The sequence below is a fragment of the Kribbella sp. NBC_00482 genome (assembly GCF_036013725.1).
Classification (GTDB): domain Bacteria; phylum Actinomycetota; class Actinomycetes; order Propionibacteriales; family Kribbellaceae; genus Kribbella.
This window is the reverse complement of sequence record NZ_CP107881.1, coordinates 7,704,252-7,721,440: the sequence shown is the minus strand read 5'-3', so window position 1 is coordinate 7,721,440 and position 17,189 is coordinate 7,704,252. Positions and strand designations below refer to the sequence as shown.

Sequence of the window (17,189 nt, the reverse complement as noted above, 5' to 3'; positions counted from 1 at the left end):
CGCGGTGTCAGGAGTTGCCGCGGTCGCAAGCCACGCCGTCACCGTTGCGATCGAGCGCTGTCGAGTAGCCGGGATCCCCGCGGCGCAGCGGAGCCTTGCCCGCGGCGCGAGCCTCCGCACAGCTCCGGAACACGACCGTGGTGGTCGTCGGTGCGGGCGTCGGTTTCGGTACGACGGTGGGCGTCGGAGCCGGTGTGGTCGGCGCTGACGTGGTCGGCGTCGGTGTCGGCGTCTCGGACTGTGTCGGTGTGGGCGTTGGTGTCGGTGTCCGGACGACCGCCCGTACGGGTTGCTCGGTGCGACGGGTCGGGGCCTGTGGCACCGGCGTCGTCACGGGCGTGCTCGGCCGGAACACCGGCGCCGTACTCGCGGACTCTCCGCCGCGACCGAACGGGCTCAGCAGCACGAGCACCATCAGCGTCACGGGGATCGCGACGATCGCCGCGACCGCCAGCGGACGTGGTCCGCCGTACCTCCCGATCGGTCCGCGCACCGGTCGTCTGTGCTTGTCGACCCAGAACGTCCATCCATCCGGTGCGGCCGGCCACGACTTCGGTGGCTGCCACCGTCGCGGTGGCCGCCAGTCCGGTGTCGGCGGGTCGGGCCACTCCGGCGGCGTATTGAACTGCCTCACTCCATCCTCCCAGCAGCACCCTAACCACCCTGCCGAGAAGAGAAACCTCTACCCGCCGAATCCCTTGTATTTCATACGTTTGTCCGCCTTCGCACCCCTGGTCCCGGCCGCAGAACACCTTCCACTGAGTGCTAAGTCTCGTTGACAGACCCAGGTCGGTGGTGTGAGGCTCGGTCCATGACGGAGACTGAGCAGGCGACCCGGAGCCGGACGTTCTCGTGGGCGGACCCGGCCGAGACCGCGGCCCGGGTCGGCCGCTGGTCGGGCCTGGAGATGCTGCAGGCGATGCGCGACGGGAAGCTTCCGGCGCCGCCGATCCTGCACCTGGTCGGCGGGACCGAGATCGAGGTCGAGGAGGGCAAGGTCACGGTGCTGATGCCGGTGGCCGAGTTCCACTACAACCCGCTCGGCACGGTGCACGGCGGCGTGATCGCGACCTTGCTCGACACCGCCGCCGGCTGCACCGTCCACTCGACGCTGCCGGCCGGCGTCGGTTACACGTCACTCGACCTGATGACCCGCTTCATCAAGCCGGTCACGATCGACTCGGGCCTGCTGCGCTGCGAGGGCGGGATCATCAGCCGCGGTCGTCGTACGGCGGTCGCCGAGGCCCACCTGTACGACGAACGCGGCAAACTCCTCGCCCACGCAACGTCGAACTGCCTGCTCTTCGAGCTCCCGCAGGCTTAGCCCTGGTTGGCGAGCAACTTCTCGCTCGCCACGAGCCGGACGCAGGTGGCGAGACCGGTGATCGCGGTCTCGACCTCGGGCAGCTCCGGGTACGTCGGGGCGATCCGGATCACCTGATCCGTCGGGTCGTCGCCGTACGGGTGCGTGGCGCCGGCCGGCGTGATCGCGATACCGGCAGCCTTCGCCTTGGCGACCACCTCGCGGGCGCAGCCCTCAGGGACCTGCAGGCTGACGAAGTAACCGCCGGCCGGCGCGGTCCAGGACGCGAGGCCGGTGCCGCCGAGCTCGGCGGTGAGGATCTTGTCGACCGCGTCGAACTTCGGCCGGATCAGCGCGGCCAGCGTCCGCATGTGCTCACGCAGGCCGTCGGCGTCGCGGAGGAACTGCACGTGCCGCAGCTGGTTGATCTTGTCCGGCCCGATGCTCCGCTTGACCGTGTGGCTCAGCCACCACTCGATGTTCGCCGGGGAGGACCCGAAGAACGCGACACCGGCGCCCGCGAAGGTGATCTTCGAGCTCGACCCGAACACGAACGCCCGGTCCGGGTGCCCGTTCTCGGCGCACAGTGCGAGCACGTCGGCGAGCTGCGCGGGGGAGTCGGTCAGGTGGTGCACGGCGTACGCGTTGTCCCAGAAGATCCGGAAGTCCGGCGCCGCGGTCTCCATCGCGGCGAGCCGACGGACGGTCTCGTCGGAGTACACGGTGCCGTCCGGGTTGCTGTACTTCGGCACGCACCAGATGCCCTTGATCGCCGCGTTCTCGGCGACCAGCCGCTCGACGACGTCCATGTCCGGGCCTTCGGGCGTCATCGGCACCGGGATCATCTTGATCCCGTACCGCTCGCAGATCCCGAAGTGCCGGTCGTACCCCGGGACCGGGCAGAGGAACGCCAGCCCCTCGACGTCGGCCCACCGCTGCTCGGCGCCCGGTACCTTCCCGAGCAGCGAGTACACGATCGCGTCGTGCATCAGCTCGAGGCTCGAGTTCCCGGCCGCGAGCAGCTGCTCGACCGGCACCTGCAGGTCCTCGGCAAAGATCGCCCGTACCTCCGGCAGCCCGTTGAGCCCGCCGTAGTTCCGCAGATCAGTCCCGTCCGCGGACACCGGCTCACCGCTCAGCCCGAGCACCCCGTTCGCCGCGTCCAACTGCTTGGGCGAAGGCTTCCCCCGCGTCAGATCCAGCTTGAGCCCCTTGGCCACCAGCGCCTCATAGTCCGAACGCGCACGCTCAACCTGACCAACCAGCTCATCGACACTCACGGGGGAGTCCTTTCCCAAGTACTAGGTAGTGCCCCCAAGCCTAGTGACTGCCTGCCCGCCCGCTACTTCGGGAGGTCCATCTCCACTCGCACGGTCAGCCGCGCCTGCACTTGGGCCAGCGCGGATCCCATGGCTGGCAGGTCGGGATCCCGGGTGGCGGCTTGATGGTCGGCGGCGTCACGGGTGGGGTCGGCGGTGTCACCGGCGGCGTCGGCGGCTTGGCCTTGCTGCCGTTGGAGATGTACAGCAGGACCATCGCGCCGTCGGGGGCGCCGTCCTCCTGCCGCGGGTTCGTCCAGGCGACCGTCCCTGCGGGGGCATCCGAGTCGACCTGCGGGCCGTGACTCATCTGGACCTTGAAGCCCATCGACAGCAGTTTCGCGGCCGCGTCGGCGGGAGTCATGCCCTTCAGGTACGGCAGGTCCTTCACCTTGCCGCGGATGATGATGTCGTCCGGCTTCACGAACTTGGTGGTCGGCAACCCGTTCAGCGCCGCCTGCATCGCGGACTCCCAGATCGGGCCCGCGGTGCCGGAACCCGAGGCGTCCTTGAGTTTCTTGCCGTTGAAGACCTGGCTGATCAGGTTACGTGCCGGCGGGTCGGCATCGGCGACCACGGAGGCCGCCGCGAGCTTCGACGAGTAGCCGGCGAACCAGACGGCCTGGTTGTCGTCGATCGTACCGGTCTTGCCGGCCAGGTCGCTCTTGCCGAACTTCAGCTTGCCGCCGGTGCCGCCCTTCGCCATTACCTGCTGCAGAACGTAGTTGACGCCGTCCGCGACGCTCGGCGACAGCACCCGGTGGCAGTTCGGGCCGGGCGTCGGGATCGCTTTGCCGGTCTTCAGCGAGGTGATCGACGTGACGATCTGCGGGTTGCAGTACATGCCGCGAGCCGCGAACGTCGCGTACGCGTTGGACAGCATCAGCGGCGTGATCAGACCCGCCGAGCCGAGCGTGAACGAGACCACCTGCTGCAGCGGTTTCAGCGTCTGCGCGTCGTACATGCCGAGCTGCGACGCGACCGTGGTGATCGGGCACAGACCGATCTGCTGGGACAGTTGCAGGAAGTAGGTGTTGGTCGAGGCACGGGCGGCGTCGACCATCGACGGGTCGAGGACGGTCTTCGTCGAGTTCTTCGGGGTGTACGAGTCGACCGAGATCGGGCCGTTGCAGGTACTGAAGTTCTGGCCGCCGAGGCTGATCGTCTGCGGCGAGCGGATCCGGTACGTCGTCGGCACGCCCTTGCCGATCGCGGCGGCGATCGTGAACGCCTTCATCGTCGAACCGTTCTGGAACCCGCCGAAACCACCGGCGTAGGACTTCTCGACGTTGTAGTTGTACGCCGTCTGTCCCTTCTTCGCGCCGTACGCACGGCTCTGCGCCATCGCCTTCACCAGGCCGGTGCCCGGCTCGACCATCGTGATCGCGCCGACGGCCTGGTCGCCGGCCTTCGAATGCTGCGCGATCGCGGACTGGGCGGCGGCCTGCATCTTCCGGTCCAGCGAGGTCTTGATCACCAGGCCGGAGGTCTCGATGTAGTTCTCGCGTTCCTCCGGCGTCTTGCCGAACGCATTGTTCGCCTTGAGCTTGGAGACGACGTACTCGCAGAAGAAGGGGTACGCCGAGTTCGCGCAGCCGCTCGGGATGACGCGGACCTTCTTGGGGTCGATCACCGGGGTCTTGATCGCGTCCCGGGCCTGCTTGGCGGTGATGATGTTCAGCTCGTTCATCCGGCGCAGGACGACGTCGCGGCGGGCCTTGGCACGCTGCGGGCTGTCGATCGGGTCGTACCCGCTCGGGTTCTTCACCAGGCCGGCCAGCATCGCGGCCTGCGGCAGGTTCAGCTTGGCGGCGTGGACGCCGAAGTAGTGCATCGCCGCGGCCTCGACGCCGTACGAACGGTCACCGAAGAAGGCCAGGTTCAGGTAGCGGTTCAGGATCTCCGCCTTCGGGATCTCCTTCTCGACCGCGATCGCGTAGCGCAGTTCGGCGATCTTCCGCTCGTAGGTCTCGGCGGTCGCGTCCTTGACCTCTTCCGGCGTACGGGCCTTGTTGATCAGGCTCAGCTTCACGTACTGCTGCGTGATGCTCGAGCCGCCCTGAGAGACCCCGCCGGACGACTGGTTGCGCAGCAGCGCGCGCATGGTGCCCTTGAAGTCCAGCGCACCGTGCTCGTAGAACCGGTCGTCCTCGATCGCGACGATCGCCTTCAGCATCACCGGGCTGATCGCCTTCAGCGCGACCGGCGTCCGGTTCTGCTGGTACAGCGTCGCGATGACCTTGCCGTCGGCGGCCTGGATGATCGACTTCTGCGCAAGCGGTGCCGTCTGCAGGTCCTGGGGCAGGAACTGCACCGTTTCGTGTGCCTTGGCCGTGGTCACCCCGGCCAGGCCGGCGAAGGGAAGGGCCAGACCGGCGGTCAGCGCCCCAGCAAGCGCGCTGACCACGAGGAACACGAACACTGACCACACGACATTGGGCCGCTTGGCCCGCCGCTCGCCTCTGTGCATGGTTGGGCAGATTACGTGAGGAGAGTGCTTTCCGGGAGTCTCCTCGTTACGGAATTTACACATTAGCCCAACGATCTCACCGTCAGTAACCACACCTTCACTACCCGACGATCATCCCACCCCCCAACCAACACCCCGCACCGGGTCTCAGAGGTAGCCGCGGCTCTGGATTTCGTACAGGTCGGCGTACTGTCCCTGGCCGGCGAGCAACTCGGCGTGCGAGCCGTATTCGACGACCCGGCCTTGATCGAGTACGACGATGAGATCGGCAGCCGCGACAGTTGAGAAGCGGTGCGTCACCAACACGGTGACTCCGCCACCGCGCCCGGTCCGGCGGCTCGCTGCCGCGTAGCGTTCGAACAACGCGTGCTCAGCGACGGGGTCGAGGGCGGAGGTCGGCTCGTCGAGGACGAGCAGGAGCGGAGCACGGCGCATCATGCCGCGGGCGATGGCGATTCGTTGCCATTGGCCACCGGACAGATCGACACCGCCGGTCCAGGTAGTTCCGAGCTGGGTGTCGAGCTCGGAAGGCAATGCCGCGGCGACGTCCTCGGCTGCCCCGTCACGCAGTGCCTGGTGGACGCGCTGCCGGTCGTCGAGTACGGCGACGTCACCGGCACCGACCGACTGCTGCACGGTGAATTCGAATCGGACATAGTCCTGGAACGCACCGGTCATCCTGCCTCGCCAGGCCACCGGATCCATCGCGTCCAGGTCCTGGCCATCGACGAGGATCCGCCCACCGGTCGGTCGGTAGAGTCCGCTCAGAAGCTTCACCAGCGTGGATTTGCCTGCACCGTTCTCACCAACGATTGCGACCACAGAACCGGCCGGGAGATACAGGTCGACCTCGGTCAGCGAGTCTCGTTGCGTCTCCCCGTACCGGTAGCTGAGGTGCTCGATCCGAATCCCGTCGGACAGCTGTGACGGAGGCGCCTCGCAGCCGGTCGAGATACCGGCGGCGTGGTCGCGGAGCCAGATGAAGCGGGCGCAGTTGCGTCCCACCTTGCTGATCCCGCCGACGACTCCGGCAAACGAGGAACTCACACTCTGCAGGCTTTGAAGAACAGCGACCGCGACGACGACTGACTGGATCGAGACGGTTCCGGCGAGCGCGTCCCGCGTCATCCACGCCAGGACAGCGATCGCGGTGATGAAGAACAGGACGGTGTGCCCGGCCGCGAGCACAGCCTTGCGGCTGGTCGCTCGCATGATCGGTTGGCGCCAATCGGTGACTGCTCTGCCGATCTGCCGCCGGAGCTCGTGCTCGTGGCCGAAAACTCGGGTCTCCGCACCCGCGGTGGGAGACGTGGTCAGTTCGAGAAGGTGGCGGGTCAAGCGACCCGCGGAGGCGCTGTCCTCTTCGGCATCCTTGTCCCAGCGCAGCGACCAGCGCGCGGTGAGCAGACGCGTCGTTCCCAGCGCGATCAGGATCGACAGCCGCCAGTCCGCGGTGACTGCGACGAGCAGGACGCTGATCGCGAACGCCAGGGTGTTCAGTGTGTTGATCATCGTGTTGAGTGCTCCGCCGAGCGCGTTCTCGTTGTCACGCAGGATCTGCAGCTTGTCGAGGTAGCGCGCGGACTCCAGGTGATCGAGGGTCGGAATTCGTGCGGTGAGCTCGGCGACCTGTGCATCGAAGACATGACCGACCAGCTCCATCTGCCGGACGCGAGCGTTGACGCCGACGGCTTGCAGAGCCGTGTTCGCCGCGGTCGATCCGACCAGCGCGGTCGCAGCCAGCAGCATCCGGTCCAGGTTCCGATGGACGGCGGCGTCGGCGAAGATCCCGACATACAGCGGTGACAACGCCGCGAGCACCTTGCCGACGGTCTCGAGCAGACACAGCAATGACTGGGCAGGACTCGTTCTGACCGTCGTGGTGAGAACCAGCGCCATTCCCCGCAACGCCGGGCTCATCGGGCCACCGAGTTGCCGCTTGGTCGAGCGAAGCGACGAGCCTGGAGCGTGAAGAGCTCGGCGTAGCGCCCTCCGAGGGCGAGCAGTTCCTCGTGGCTGCCGTCCTCGACGATGCCGGAAGCCGCCAGGACGACGATCCGATCGGCGTGCCGCACGCTCGACAGCCGGTGACTGACCAGGATGGTTGTCACACCTCGCGTGACTTCGAGGAACCGCTCGAACAGCGCCGCCTCGCTGCGGACGTCGAGAGCCGCCGTCGGTTCGTCCAGCACGAGCACACCTGCCCCGCCCGCCACCGCGGCCAGCGCACGAGCCAGAGCGACGCGCTGCCATTGACCGCCCGACAGGTCCGTGCCGCCGTCGTACTCTGCGGACAGGACCGTGTCCCAGCCTCGGTCGAGCCGTGTCAGCAGTACGGCGCCGCCGGCGTCGGTCAACGCTTGCTCGAGCAACGGCTGGTCCGTACTCCCAGCACCGAGTGCGACGTTGTCACGCAAGGACAGGTGATAGCGGGCAAAGTCCTGGAAGATCACCGCGACCCGGCGACGGGCAGCCTCATCGACGGCTGGGTCGGCGTCGTCGACCCGCACCGTCCCTTCAGCCGGTGTGTACAGCCCGCAGAGCAGCTTGATGATGGTCGACTTGCCCGCGCCGTTGGCGCCGACGACGGCAACCGACTGGCCGGCCGGGATGTGCAGCGTGACCTGCTTGACAGCGGGCTCGGCGCTGCCTTGGTAGGTGAAGCTGACCTCGTCCAAGCCGACCTCTGCAGCACCTCCCGGGTGCCGCGGTACCTCGTCGCCCGGGCTGACCGGAGCGATCGCCGGTAGCCCGAGCTCGCGGCGCAGACCCACCAAGGCCTGGAGCGTTGACGTGTTGCGTGCGAGCGCCGTACTCACGTCTCCGAGAAGGCCGAAGCTCTGGAGTCGGAGGATCGCCTGGACCATGGTCACGGTGGCCGCCAGCGAGATGGTTCCGGTTGTGACGTCGTACCCGATCAGGGCGAAGGCGCCACCGACCATGAGAGCCATGACCAGACAGGCGAGGAGAACCGGCCCGAGTCCTCGGCGTCGCGCCCGCCACAGGCCCGTCATGGCGTCGTACCAGGTCGCTCGGTACACGTCGGTGAGCCAGTCCGCCAGACCGAACAGGCGGATCTCCTTCGCGGAGTCGGTCTGGGTGAGAAGCCCGCGGAGGTAGGAGGCGCGGCGCCGACTGTCGCCGGGGTTCGTGAGCAACTTGTCGAAGGCGAGGCTGATCCAACCGGTGAACACTTTGGAGAGGGTGAAGAACGAAGCGGCGACCAGAAGCGGAACCCACCATCGCCACGGCATCAGGACGGCGAGCGCCCCGACTCCTGCCAGGCGCGGTCCGATGATCGACCACGTGGCATCGACACCGGTGACGAACGACCAGTCCCGCGTCGCAGCCACAACCGTCCGGAGCCGTCCTGCCAAGTCCGGCGTCTCCAGATGCTCGATCCCGTGCGGGTGCACGCCTACCTCAGCGACCAGATCAGACACGTAGCGCAGGTACGCGACCGAGCTGCGGGCCGTTGCCGCCGACAGACACGCTTGGAGCAACGGCCCGACGACAAGGAGCGCGGCGATCAGCAGAAACCACCGCCAGGTCGCGTACGTCGCCGATTCACTGAGCGAGCCGACGAAGAGCCCGATCGCGATCATCAGAGCGGTCCGAGCCGCCGCCTCGAGCACGGTCAGCGCCAGGGCGAGCGTGGACCAGCCGGGCGCCGCCAACCACAGCGCCCGTGCGTGTTGGAGATAGCGGCGCAGCAAAGTCACGTGTGCCTGAGGACGGCTGGGAGGTTGCCGAGGATGGTTAGGCGTTTGGTGGCTCGGGTGATGGCGACGTAGAGGTCGGAGAGGCCTCGGTCGGAGTCGGTGACGATGGTGGCGGGGTCGGCGATCAGGACTGCGTCGAATTCGAGGCCTTTGGACTGCGGTACGTCGAGGAGGGCGACGGCGCCGTCGAGGACGGACGGGTCGTGGCTGTGGGCAACTTCTGGGAGTACGGCGGCGAACTCGTCGTAGCGAGACGCGGGGACGATGACCGCCAGGCGGCCGTCGCCGATCTCCCGCTGCTCGAACTTGATCGCGGTGCGCACCGCGTCGGCGAGGGCCGCGGGCGGGACCGGGTCGATGAAGGGCTCGGTGCCGGTTTCGCGGACCGAGGTGGGTGGCTTCAGGGTCGGGTCGATGGCGGCGAGGACGTCGGCCGCGACCGTCATGATCTCGGACGGGGTGCGGTAGTTGACGGTCAGTTCGGCGGTGCGCCAGCGGCGAGGGGCGTACCGGTCGAGGAGCTCGGCCCAGGACCGTACGCCGGCGGCCGAAGCTGTCTGCGCGATGTCGCCGACGATCGTCATCGAGCGCCGCGGGCAGCGGCGCATCAGCATCCGCCAGTCCATCGCGGACAGTTCCTGGGCCTCGTCGACGATGACGTGGCCGAACACCCAGTTGCGGTCGTACGCCCTACCCTCGGCACTAGTCGCCGGGCGGTCGAACACGCGCGTGCGTTGGGCGATCAGATCCTTGAACTGCTCGATCTCCCAGGGCTCGATGGTGATCCGCTCGGCGGTCAGCTCGATGTCGACGATGCCGTGCGCGTACTCCCGGCCCGCCTCCTCGGCAGCGGCGTCCTCGGCTGCCTCGCGCTTGCGTCCGACAACAACGTCCGCGGTCTCGCCGAGCAGCTCGGCCGCTTCGTCGAGCAGTGCGACGTCCGACGCGGTCCAGTCTGCGGTGAGTGGACGCAGTACGGCGGAACGCTCTGACGCACTGAGATGCGGTGCAGCGGCTGCGAGCCGATCGTCCGAGGAGAACAGCACCGAGACGAGCAGTTGCGGTGTGAGCTCGGGCCACAGCTGGTCGAGGAGCTCGAGGACATGGTCGTCGTCGAACAGTTCTTGCTGGATGTCCTCGATGTCCGCATCCCCGACGTACTGCCGGCCGATGCGGTCGACCACCTGGTTGGTGAGGGTCTTGAGGACGCGCCGTACGAACAGCGGCCTGGCCCGGTTGTGCAGGTGTTGCGCCGCGAGGGCGCTCTGTTGTGCTTTGCGGATCGCGTCCGGCCGGATCACGAGCTCGTCCTGGTTGACCTTCAGCCGGATCGGCTTGGCCGGGACGACCCGGAAGCCGGCGATCGCCTGCGCGATCACGTCGGCCATCGCCAGGCTGCCCTTGATCCGCGCCGCCTCGGCCGGCTCCGGCGTGGTCGCCGCGACGCCTGGAAACATCTCGCTGATCGTCGCGAGTACGACGTCGGTCTCACCGAGCGAGGGGAGTACCTGATCGATGTAGCGGAGGAACGTGGTGTTGGGTCCTACCACCAGTACGCCGCTCCGCCCGAGCTGCTCGCGATGCGTGTAGAGCAGGTACGCCGCTCTGTGCAACGCGACCACGGTCTTGCCGGTGCCCGGACCGCCCTGTACGACGAGCACCCCGGGCAGGCCGGACCGGATGATCTCGTCCTGCTCGGACTGGATCGTCGCGACGATCTCGTTCATCCGGCCGGTGCGGTTCGCGCCGAGCGACGAGAGCAACGCGGCCTCGCCGATCAGCGTGCTGCGTTCGCCGTCGTCGATCGCGTCGGCGTCCAGGAGGTCGTCGTCGACCCCGACCACGGTCCGGCCGCGCAGCCGGATGTGCCGGCGGCGTTTGACCCCGAGCGGTTGGGCCGCGGTGGCCCGGTAGAACACTTGCGCGACCGGCGTCCGCCAGTCGATCAGCAGCGGGTTGTAGTCGTCGTCGAACAACCCGATCCGGCCGATGTGGAACCGTTCGCCGGCGGTCTCGTCGATCCGCCCGAAACACAATCCGCGTTCCACCGACGACAATTGCGAGAACCGCCCGGAGAACAGATCCGTGAAAGACTCCCGCTCCGACCAGGCCTGATCCGTCCCGGTGGTTTCCTCGCCCTGTACGCGACCCAGTTCGCCATGTGCCTTTTCGCGCAGCACATCGAGCCGTTCGTACATGCTCGTCACTTCGCCTTGCTCTGCAGCGATCTCCTGCTCCAGCACCCTGCCCCCGATCCCTTGCACAAACCCGGAGAGTTTGATAATCTGAACCTAGAAGCCCGAAGAGGGCTTCTTTCTTGTTTTACGGCACAAACACCCCACGGTACCTTTCCGGGGGATTTGCCGCAAGAGATTCAGAACAGGACCGAGCACCCCCGCCGGGGCCTGGGAACAAGCAATTGCCTGTTCCCAGTCCCCGGCGGGTGTTTCAGCGGCTGAAGCCGGCGGTCAGGCCGCTGAGGAGTTGGCGGCGGCTGACGGCGTACAGGATGACGATCGGGAGAGTGGTGAGGACGACCGACGCGAGGACTGCGGGGACGTTCACGCTGTACTGGCCCTGGAAGGTCCACAGCGCCAGCGGCAGGGTGCGCTTGTCGGGGCTCTGGGTCAGGATCAGCGGGAGCAGGAACCCGTTCCACACGCCCAGCCCGTTGTAGATGCTGACCGTGACGAGCGCCGGCCGGGTGAGAGGCAGCGCGAGGCCGCGGAGCATGCCCCATTCGGTCGCGCCGTCCACGCGCATCGACTCGAACAGTTCCTTGGGTACGTCGCGGATGAAGTTCGTCAGCACCAGCACGGACAGCGGGATCGAGAACGCGATCGACGGCAGGATGAGCGCGAGCAGACTGTCGTAGAGGTGCATCTTGATGATCAGCAGGTACACCGGGATGATCGTGGCCTGTAGCGGGATCGCCAGCCCCATCAGGAACATCCCGTTGACCCCGGCAAGGAACTTGCTGCCGGCGCCGCGGATGATCGCGTACGCCGCCATGAACGAGATCGCGACGGCCGGGAGGATCGTGCCCACGGTGACGATCACGCTGTTCAGGAAGTACCGCGGGAAGTCGGACTCGATGACCAGCTTGTAGTTGTTCGCCGTCGGCGCGGAGGGGAGTGCGAACGGGTTCTGGCTGAAGTACGCGCTCTGGTCCTTGAAGCTGGTGACGACGATCCAGTAGAGCGGGACGAGCACGATCGCCAGCCAGATCCAGCCGGCCAGTCCGCCGAACCAGTTCAGCCCGAGCAGTTTGCGGGCGCGAAACGTTGGGCTGCGCACCGGGCTGGTCGTCGTACCGGAGTCGCTGGTAGCTACAGCCATGTCACGCACCTTCCTGCTGGCTCGCGGTCGTACTGCCACCCAATCGGCGCAGCAGGAGTGCGAGCGCGAGGCCGAGCAGCACGATGAGGGCGGCGATCACGCTGGCCGGACCCATCTGGTTGGACATGAAGCCCCGCTTGTACATGTCGAGGGCGAGTACGCGCGTGGCGTCGCCGGGACCGCCCGCCGTCAGGACGAAGATCAGGTCGAAGAACGTCAGCGAGCCGACCACCATCAGCGTCGACGACGTGATGATCGTGTACTTCAGCTGCGGCACGGTGATGCTGAAGAACTGCCGGACCCGGCCGGCGCCGTCGATCGAGGCCGCCTCGTACATCGTGGTCGGGATCTGCCGGACGCCGCCTTGGTAGATCAGCGAGTGGAACGGGATGAACTGCCAGGACACGATGAAGATCACCACGCCGATCGCGAGGTCGCTGCGGCCGAGCCAGTCCTGGGTGAGGAAGGGGAGGTGCAGGCCCGGGCCGAGCCCGAAGTTCGGGTCGAGCAGGGCCTTGTAGGTGATCGCGATCGCGGCCGAGCTGAGCAGCAGCGGGATGAAGTACAGGACGGCGAGGAACGCGCGGTATCGCTGCCGCCCGGCGAGGAACGTGCCGAGCAGCAGGCTCATCGGGGTCTGCACCAGCCACGACAGGATCATGATCTCGAAGGTCACCAGGATGCTGTGCGGCAACTGGGAGTCGGACAGCACCGACTTCCAGTTCGACAGGCCCGCGTTGTGGATCGCGCCGAGGCCGTCCCACTGGGTGAAGCTCAGCACGAGTACGCCGACCAGTGGGACGACGCCGAACACGACGAACAGGATGAGCGCGGGCAGCACCATCCAGGCGACCGGACCGCTCCGCCCGACCCCGGACGAGCCGGCGCCGGACGAGACTTTGCGGCCGGTCGCGGGTGCTGCGGGCGGGGCGGTCGTGGTCATGGGGCCTCCCGTCCTGGACTGAGGAGCGGAGGGAGCGAAGCGACCGGAGCGACGAGGGAAGGACGGGAGTTCCAGCCCCATGACCCGCCGCGCCGGAGGCGTGGCATCAGCAGAGTCACTGGCCGATCACCGCGTTCATGTTCGTGGCGAACTGCTGCGGGGAGATCGACAGCTGGAAGAGCTTGGCGATGTTGTCGAGCAGCGTCTCGGCCTGGGTCGGGCTGAGGGCCTGGTCCCAGGACTGGGCGAAGTTCTTCGCGTTCGCCGCGGTGTCGTAGACGAAGTTCAGCCACGCGGAGTCGTTCTTGTCGGTGATCGACGAGAGCTTGTCCTTCGCGCTCTTCACGACCGGGATGTTGCCGGACTTCACCCAGGCCTCGACCGTGGCGTCGTCGAGAGTGTTGTTCGCGATGAACTTCTTCGCGGTCGCCTTCTCGCCGTCCGTGGCCTTGGACGAGATCGACATGTACTGACCCGGGTTGCCGACCGTGTCGCTCGGGTCGCCCTTGCCGCCGTCGACCGGCGGGAAGTTCATGTACCCGAGGTGCCCGCCGGTCACGAAGTCGCCACCGGACGACTTCATGTTGCCGTAGGTCCACGCGCCGTGCAGCATCATCGCGGCCTTGCCGGTGAACAGCAGCGCCTGGTCGGCGTTGGAGTCGGCGGTGATCGAGGAGAAGCCCTTGACGAACCCGTTCGCCTTGATCAGCTTCTGCATCTCCTCGAGGGCCTTGAGCGCGGACGGGTCCGACCAGCCGTCCTTCTTGCCGTCGAAGATGTTCTGGAAGACCTCGGCGCCGCCGATCCGGTCGAACAGGAACTCGAGCCACATCATGTTGGTCCAGCGCGACTGGCCGCCGAGCGAGAACGGCGCGATGCCCTTGTCGTTGAACTTCGGCACCAGGTCCATGATGTCGCCCCAGGACTGCGGGGGCTCCGCGCCGATCTTCTCGAACGCGCGCTTGTCGTAGAACAGCACGATCGGTGTGACGGTCTCGCCCGGCACCGCGTAGAGCTTGCCGTTGACGGTCGCCGCCGTGAACGCGGACGGGAAGATCGAGTTCTTCAGGTCGGCCTGCTCTTTGTTGAACCAGTCGGTCAGGTCCTCGACCTGGCCGGCCTCGACGTACGCCTTCAGGCCGCCGCCGCCCCAGCCCCAGATCAGCGTCGGGCCCTGGCCGGCGCCGATCGCGGTCTTGATCTTCGCCTTGAACGCGTCGTTCTGGAACTCGGTGGTCTTGAGTTTGGTGTCCGGGTTCGCGTCGTTGAACCTCTTCACCTGCGCCTCGCGGATGGCCTGCTGCGGCTGTCCGGTGAGGAACCAGTACGACGCCCCGCTACCGGCGCCGCCGGCTCCGGCGGTGGAACCGGGCGTGCTCTTCGGGCCGGAGCTGCCGCAGGCCGCGAGGCCGGCCGCCAGTGCGCCACCGCCCACCAGGCCGAGGAAGTTACGCCGAGATGTGCTCATGGGGTCCACTGTGATCTCCGTACTCCATGCTGCCCCGCAGGTTGCGGAAGCACCTGCCGATATGACTTGTTTTCGAAACATAGGTTTCGGAGATAGTGCTGTCAAGACTTGAACTAAGCAGACTTTGGGGTCACAGTGAGGTCACGTAATCACCTGTTGGCACAGGGGATTCATCGACCTACGGCGGATCGGCCGGGTCGACCGGAGAGGATCGAAAAGTTTTCGATAATTCCTCACCGAATGGAACGTTCATCAAGGGAGATTTTCTTGTCCATCTCGACTGAACGGCCTTGGCGCGACCCGTCGCTGCCCGCCGCCGAGCGGGCCGGACTGCTGCTGGCGGCGATGACGCTCGAGGAGAAGATCGCGCAGCTCGGCAGCCGCTGGGCCGGCAACGACATGGCCGACCACGAACTCCCCGAGGACGAGACGATCAACGTGGCGCCGATGGAGGACGTGTTCTCGGTCGGCGGTTCGCTGTCGCTGGAGGACGCGAGCCGCGACGGGCTCGGCCACCTCACCCGGGTCTGGGGCAGTTACCCGCAGACGGTCGAGCAGGGCGTCGCCGAGGTTGTCCGGCAGCACGAGGTCGTGCTGAAGGAGTCGCGGCTCGGTGTGCCGGCGCTGGTCCACGAGGAGTGCCTCACCGGATTCACGACGTACGGCGCGACTGTCTACCCGGCCTCGATCGCGTGGGGTGCGACGTTCGACCCGTCGCTGGTCGAGCGGATGGCGGCGGCGATCGGGCGCGACATGGCGGCGGTCGGTGTGCATCAAGGACTGTCACCGGTGCTCGACGTCGTACGTGACTATCGCTGGGGCCGCGTCGAGGAGACGATGGGCGAGGACCCTTATCTGGTGGGGATTCTGGGTTCGGCGTACGTGCGTGGTCTGCAGAGCGCGGGCGTCATCGCCACGCTGAAACACTTCGCCGGCTACTCCGCGTCGCGCGCCGGACGCAACCACGGGCCGGTGTCGATGGGGCGTCGCGAGTTGCTGGACATCATCCTGCCGACGTTCGAGACCGCGATCGCGACGGCCGGCGCCGGATCGGTGATGAGCTCGTACGCCGACCTCGACGGCCTGCCCGCGAGCGCGGATCCGTGGCTGTTCACCGAGGTACTGCGGGAGGACTGGGGATTCGAGGGGACGGTCGTTTCCGACTACTGGGCGGTGCCGTTCCTGGCGTCGATGCACCGGGTGGCGGCGGACAACGCGGACGCGGGGGTCGTCGCGTTGACTGCCGGGACCGATGTCGAACTGCCGGACACGATCGGGTACCTGAGCCTGCTGGACAAGGTGAAGGCGGGGGAGCTGTCCGAGGAGCTGATCGACCGCGCGGCGCGGCGGGTGCTGCTGCAGAAGGCCGAGCTGGGTCTGCTGGACGAGGACTGGACTCCTCAGGGTTCGGTGCAGTCCGGCGTCGATCTGGATTCGGCGGAGAACCGGGCGATTGCTTCGGAGTTGGCGGAGAAGTCGGTCGTTTTGCTGGACGCCGGCTCGGTGCTGCCGCTTTCTGGTGTCGCGAAGGTCGCCGTGGTGGGTCCCTGTGCTGATGACTCACGGACTTTGATGGGTTGTTACGCGTTCCCGAACCACGTGCTGCCGCGGTATCCCGAGCGTGGACCGGGGATCTCGATCGCCTCGCCGCTCGATGCCTTGCGCAACGAGTTGGCCGAGGTCTCGTACGCCAAGGGTTGTGACGTGATCGGGGACGATCGCTCCGGGTTCGCCGAGGCTGTCGCTGCGGCCCAGGACTCGGACGTGTGTGTCGCTTTCGTGGGTGACCTGTCCGGGCTGTTCGGGCACGGGACCTCGGGCGAAGGCTGTGATGCGGAGGATCTGCGGCTGCCTGGGGTGCAGGGGGAGCTGCTGGAAGCGTTGCTCGACACGGGGCGACCTGTTGTCGTCGTGGTGGTGTCGGGGCGGCCTTATGCGCTGGGGTTGTTCGCGGATCGGGCTGCCGGCCTGGTGCAGGCGTTCATCCCGGGGCAGGAGGGTGCGGCGGCGATCGCCGGCGTACTGAGTGGGCGGATCATGCCGAGCGGGAAGTTGCCGGTGCAGATCCCGCGGCATGTCGGTGGGCAGCCCGGTACGTACCTGCAGCCGGCGCTCGGGAGTGTCGAGAGCGCGGGCATCAGCGGGCTCGAGACCCAGCCGCTGTATCCGTTCGGGTACGGGGCGTCGTACACGGACTTCACGATCGCCGATCTCCGGTTGAGCGTGCCGGAGATCGGCACTGACGGCGAGTTCACTGCCACGGTGCGGGTGGCGAACACGGGTGACCGGGGCGGCGACGAGGTCGTGCAGCTGTACCTGCGCGACGTCGTCGCCCGGGTCGCCCGGCCGCTGAAGCTGCTGACCGGGTTCGCGCGGGTGTCGCTGGAGCCCGGCCAGGCGGCCGACGTCACGTTCCGGGTGCACGCTGATCGCACGGCGTACACAGGTCCAGATCTGCGCCGGATAGTCGAGCCCGGGGACGTCGAAGTGATGGTGGGCACGTCGTCGCTGGACCTGCCGTGTCGTGCCATGCTGCGGATCACCGGGGATGTGAGGGTGGTCGGACACGACCGAGTCCTGACGACTCCGGTCACCATTTCCGCGGAGCCTGGAGGAGGGTGATGA

The 17,189-nt window shown here is 67.2% G+C and carries 11 protein-coding genes; 2 read left to right on the top strand and 9 right to left on the bottom strand.

Going from position 1 to position 17,189, the window contains the following annotated elements; translation table 11 throughout:
* Positions 1–7: 7 nt before the first annotated feature.
* Positions 8–634 (bottom strand): excalibur calcium-binding domain-containing protein, encoded by a 627-nt coding sequence (locus OHB24_RS37290; protein WP_327635633.1) that lies wholly within the window; start codon positions 632–634, stop codon positions 8–10.
* A 177-nt stretch (positions 635–811) separates the two neighbouring features.
* Here OHB24_RS37290 and OHB24_RS37285 point away from each other — a divergent pair, with 177 nt between their 5' ends.
* On the top strand, positions 812–1,324 hold the full coding sequence (locus OHB24_RS37285; RefSeq protein WP_327635632.1) for a PaaI family thioesterase: 513 nt from the start codon (positions 812–814) through the stop codon (positions 1,322–1,324).
* On the opposite strand, the gene OHB24_RS37280 is transcribed toward OHB24_RS37285, so the two are convergent.
* The 8 genes from OHB24_RS37280 to OHB24_RS37245 all read right to left on the bottom strand — a co-directional run bounded on the left by OHB24_RS37280 (position 1,321) and on the right by OHB24_RS37245 (position 14,564).
* The gene (locus OHB24_RS37280) at positions 1,321–2,583 is read right to left on the bottom strand and encodes an aminotransferase class I/II-fold pyridoxal phosphate-dependent enzyme (RefSeq protein ID WP_327635631.1); all 1,263 of its coding nucleotides are present in this window, start codon (positions 2,581–2,583) and stop codon (positions 1,321–1,323) included. The two genes, OHB24_RS37285 and OHB24_RS37280, sit on opposite strands and share 4 nt — an antisense overlap.
* 94 nt (positions 2,584–2,677) lie before the next feature.
* A complete protein-coding gene (locus tag OHB24_RS37275) occupies positions 2,678–5,092 on the bottom strand; it encodes a transglycosylase domain-containing protein (RefSeq protein ID WP_327635630.1) in 2,415 nt (804 codons plus the stop codon).
* A gap of 147 nt (positions 5,093–5,239) precedes the next feature.
* Positions 5,240–7,012: an ABC transporter ATP-binding protein gene (locus OHB24_RS37270; protein WP_327635629.1), complete on the bottom strand. Its 1,773-nt coding sequence runs from the start codon at positions 7,010–7,012 to the stop codon at positions 5,240–5,242.
* Positions 7,009–8,814 carry an ABC transporter ATP-binding protein gene (locus tag OHB24_RS37265; RefSeq protein ID WP_327635628.1) on the bottom strand — a complete coding sequence of 602 codons (1,806 nt, stop codon included), beginning with the start codon at positions 8,812–8,814 and terminating at the stop codon, positions 7,009–7,011. The genes OHB24_RS37270 and OHB24_RS37265 overlap by 4 nt, the downstream gene beginning before the upstream one ends.
* A complete protein-coding gene (locus tag OHB24_RS37260; RefSeq protein WP_327635627.1) occupies positions 8,811–11,012 on the bottom strand; it encodes a HelD family protein in 2,202 nt (733 codons plus the stop codon). Before OHB24_RS37260 ends, OHB24_RS37265 begins: the two co-directional genes overlap by 4 nt.
* Positions 11,013–11,262: 250 nt before the next feature.
* The gene (locus OHB24_RS37255; protein WP_327635626.1) at positions 11,263–12,153 is read right to left on the bottom strand and encodes a carbohydrate ABC transporter permease; all 891 of its coding nucleotides are present in this window, start codon (positions 12,151–12,153) and stop codon (positions 11,263–11,265) included.
* Position 12,154: 1 nt separating this feature from the next.
* A complete protein-coding gene (locus OHB24_RS37250) occupies positions 12,155–13,096 on the bottom strand; it encodes a carbohydrate ABC transporter permease (protein ID WP_327635625.1) in 942 nt (313 codons plus the stop codon).
* A gap of 115 nt (positions 13,097–13,211) precedes the next feature.
* Positions 13,212–14,564 carry an extracellular solute-binding protein gene (locus tag OHB24_RS37245; protein WP_327635624.1) on the bottom strand — a complete coding sequence of 451 codons (1,353 nt, stop codon included), beginning with the start codon at positions 14,562–14,564 and terminating at the stop codon, positions 13,212–13,214.
* Between the two features lie 267 nt (positions 14,565–14,831).
* On the opposite strand from OHB24_RS37245, the gene OHB24_RS37240 reads away from it, so the two are divergent.
* Entirely contained in the window at positions 14,832–17,186 is a 2,355-nt protein-coding gene (locus OHB24_RS37240) for a glycoside hydrolase family 3 N-terminal domain-containing protein (RefSeq protein WP_327635623.1), read from the top strand.
* The last annotated feature ends 3 nt before the right edge of the window (positions 17,187–17,189 follow it).

Excerpts from the sequence above, each read along its gene's own strand:
- OHB24_RS37245 (WP_327635624.1), bottom strand. The coding sequence starts at position 14,564 with ATGAGCACATCTCGGCGTAACTTCCTCGGCCTGGTGGGCGGTGGCGCA.
- OHB24_RS37260 (WP_327635627.1), bottom strand. The coding sequence starts at position 11,012 with ATGTACGAACGGCTCGATGTGCTGCGCGAAAAGGCACATGGCGAACTG.
- OHB24_RS37285 (WP_327635632.1), top strand. The coding sequence starts at position 812 with ATGACGGAGACTGAGCAGGCGACCCGGAGCCGGACGTTCTCGTGGGCG.
- OHB24_RS37250 (WP_327635625.1), bottom strand. The coding sequence starts at position 13,096 with ATGACCACGACCGCCCCGCCCGCAGCACCCGCGACCGGCCGCAAAGTC.
- OHB24_RS37255 (WP_327635626.1), bottom strand. The coding sequence starts at position 12,153 with ATGGCTGTAGCTACCAGCGACTCCGGTACGACGACCAGCCCGGTGCGC.
- OHB24_RS37270 (WP_327635629.1), bottom strand. The coding sequence starts at position 7,012 with ATGAGCCCGGCGTTGCGGGGAATGGCGCTGGTTCTCACCACGACGGTC.
- OHB24_RS37275 (WP_327635630.1), bottom strand. The coding sequence starts at position 5,092 with ATGCACAGAGGCGAGCGGCGGGCCAAGCGGCCCAATGTCGTGTGGTCA.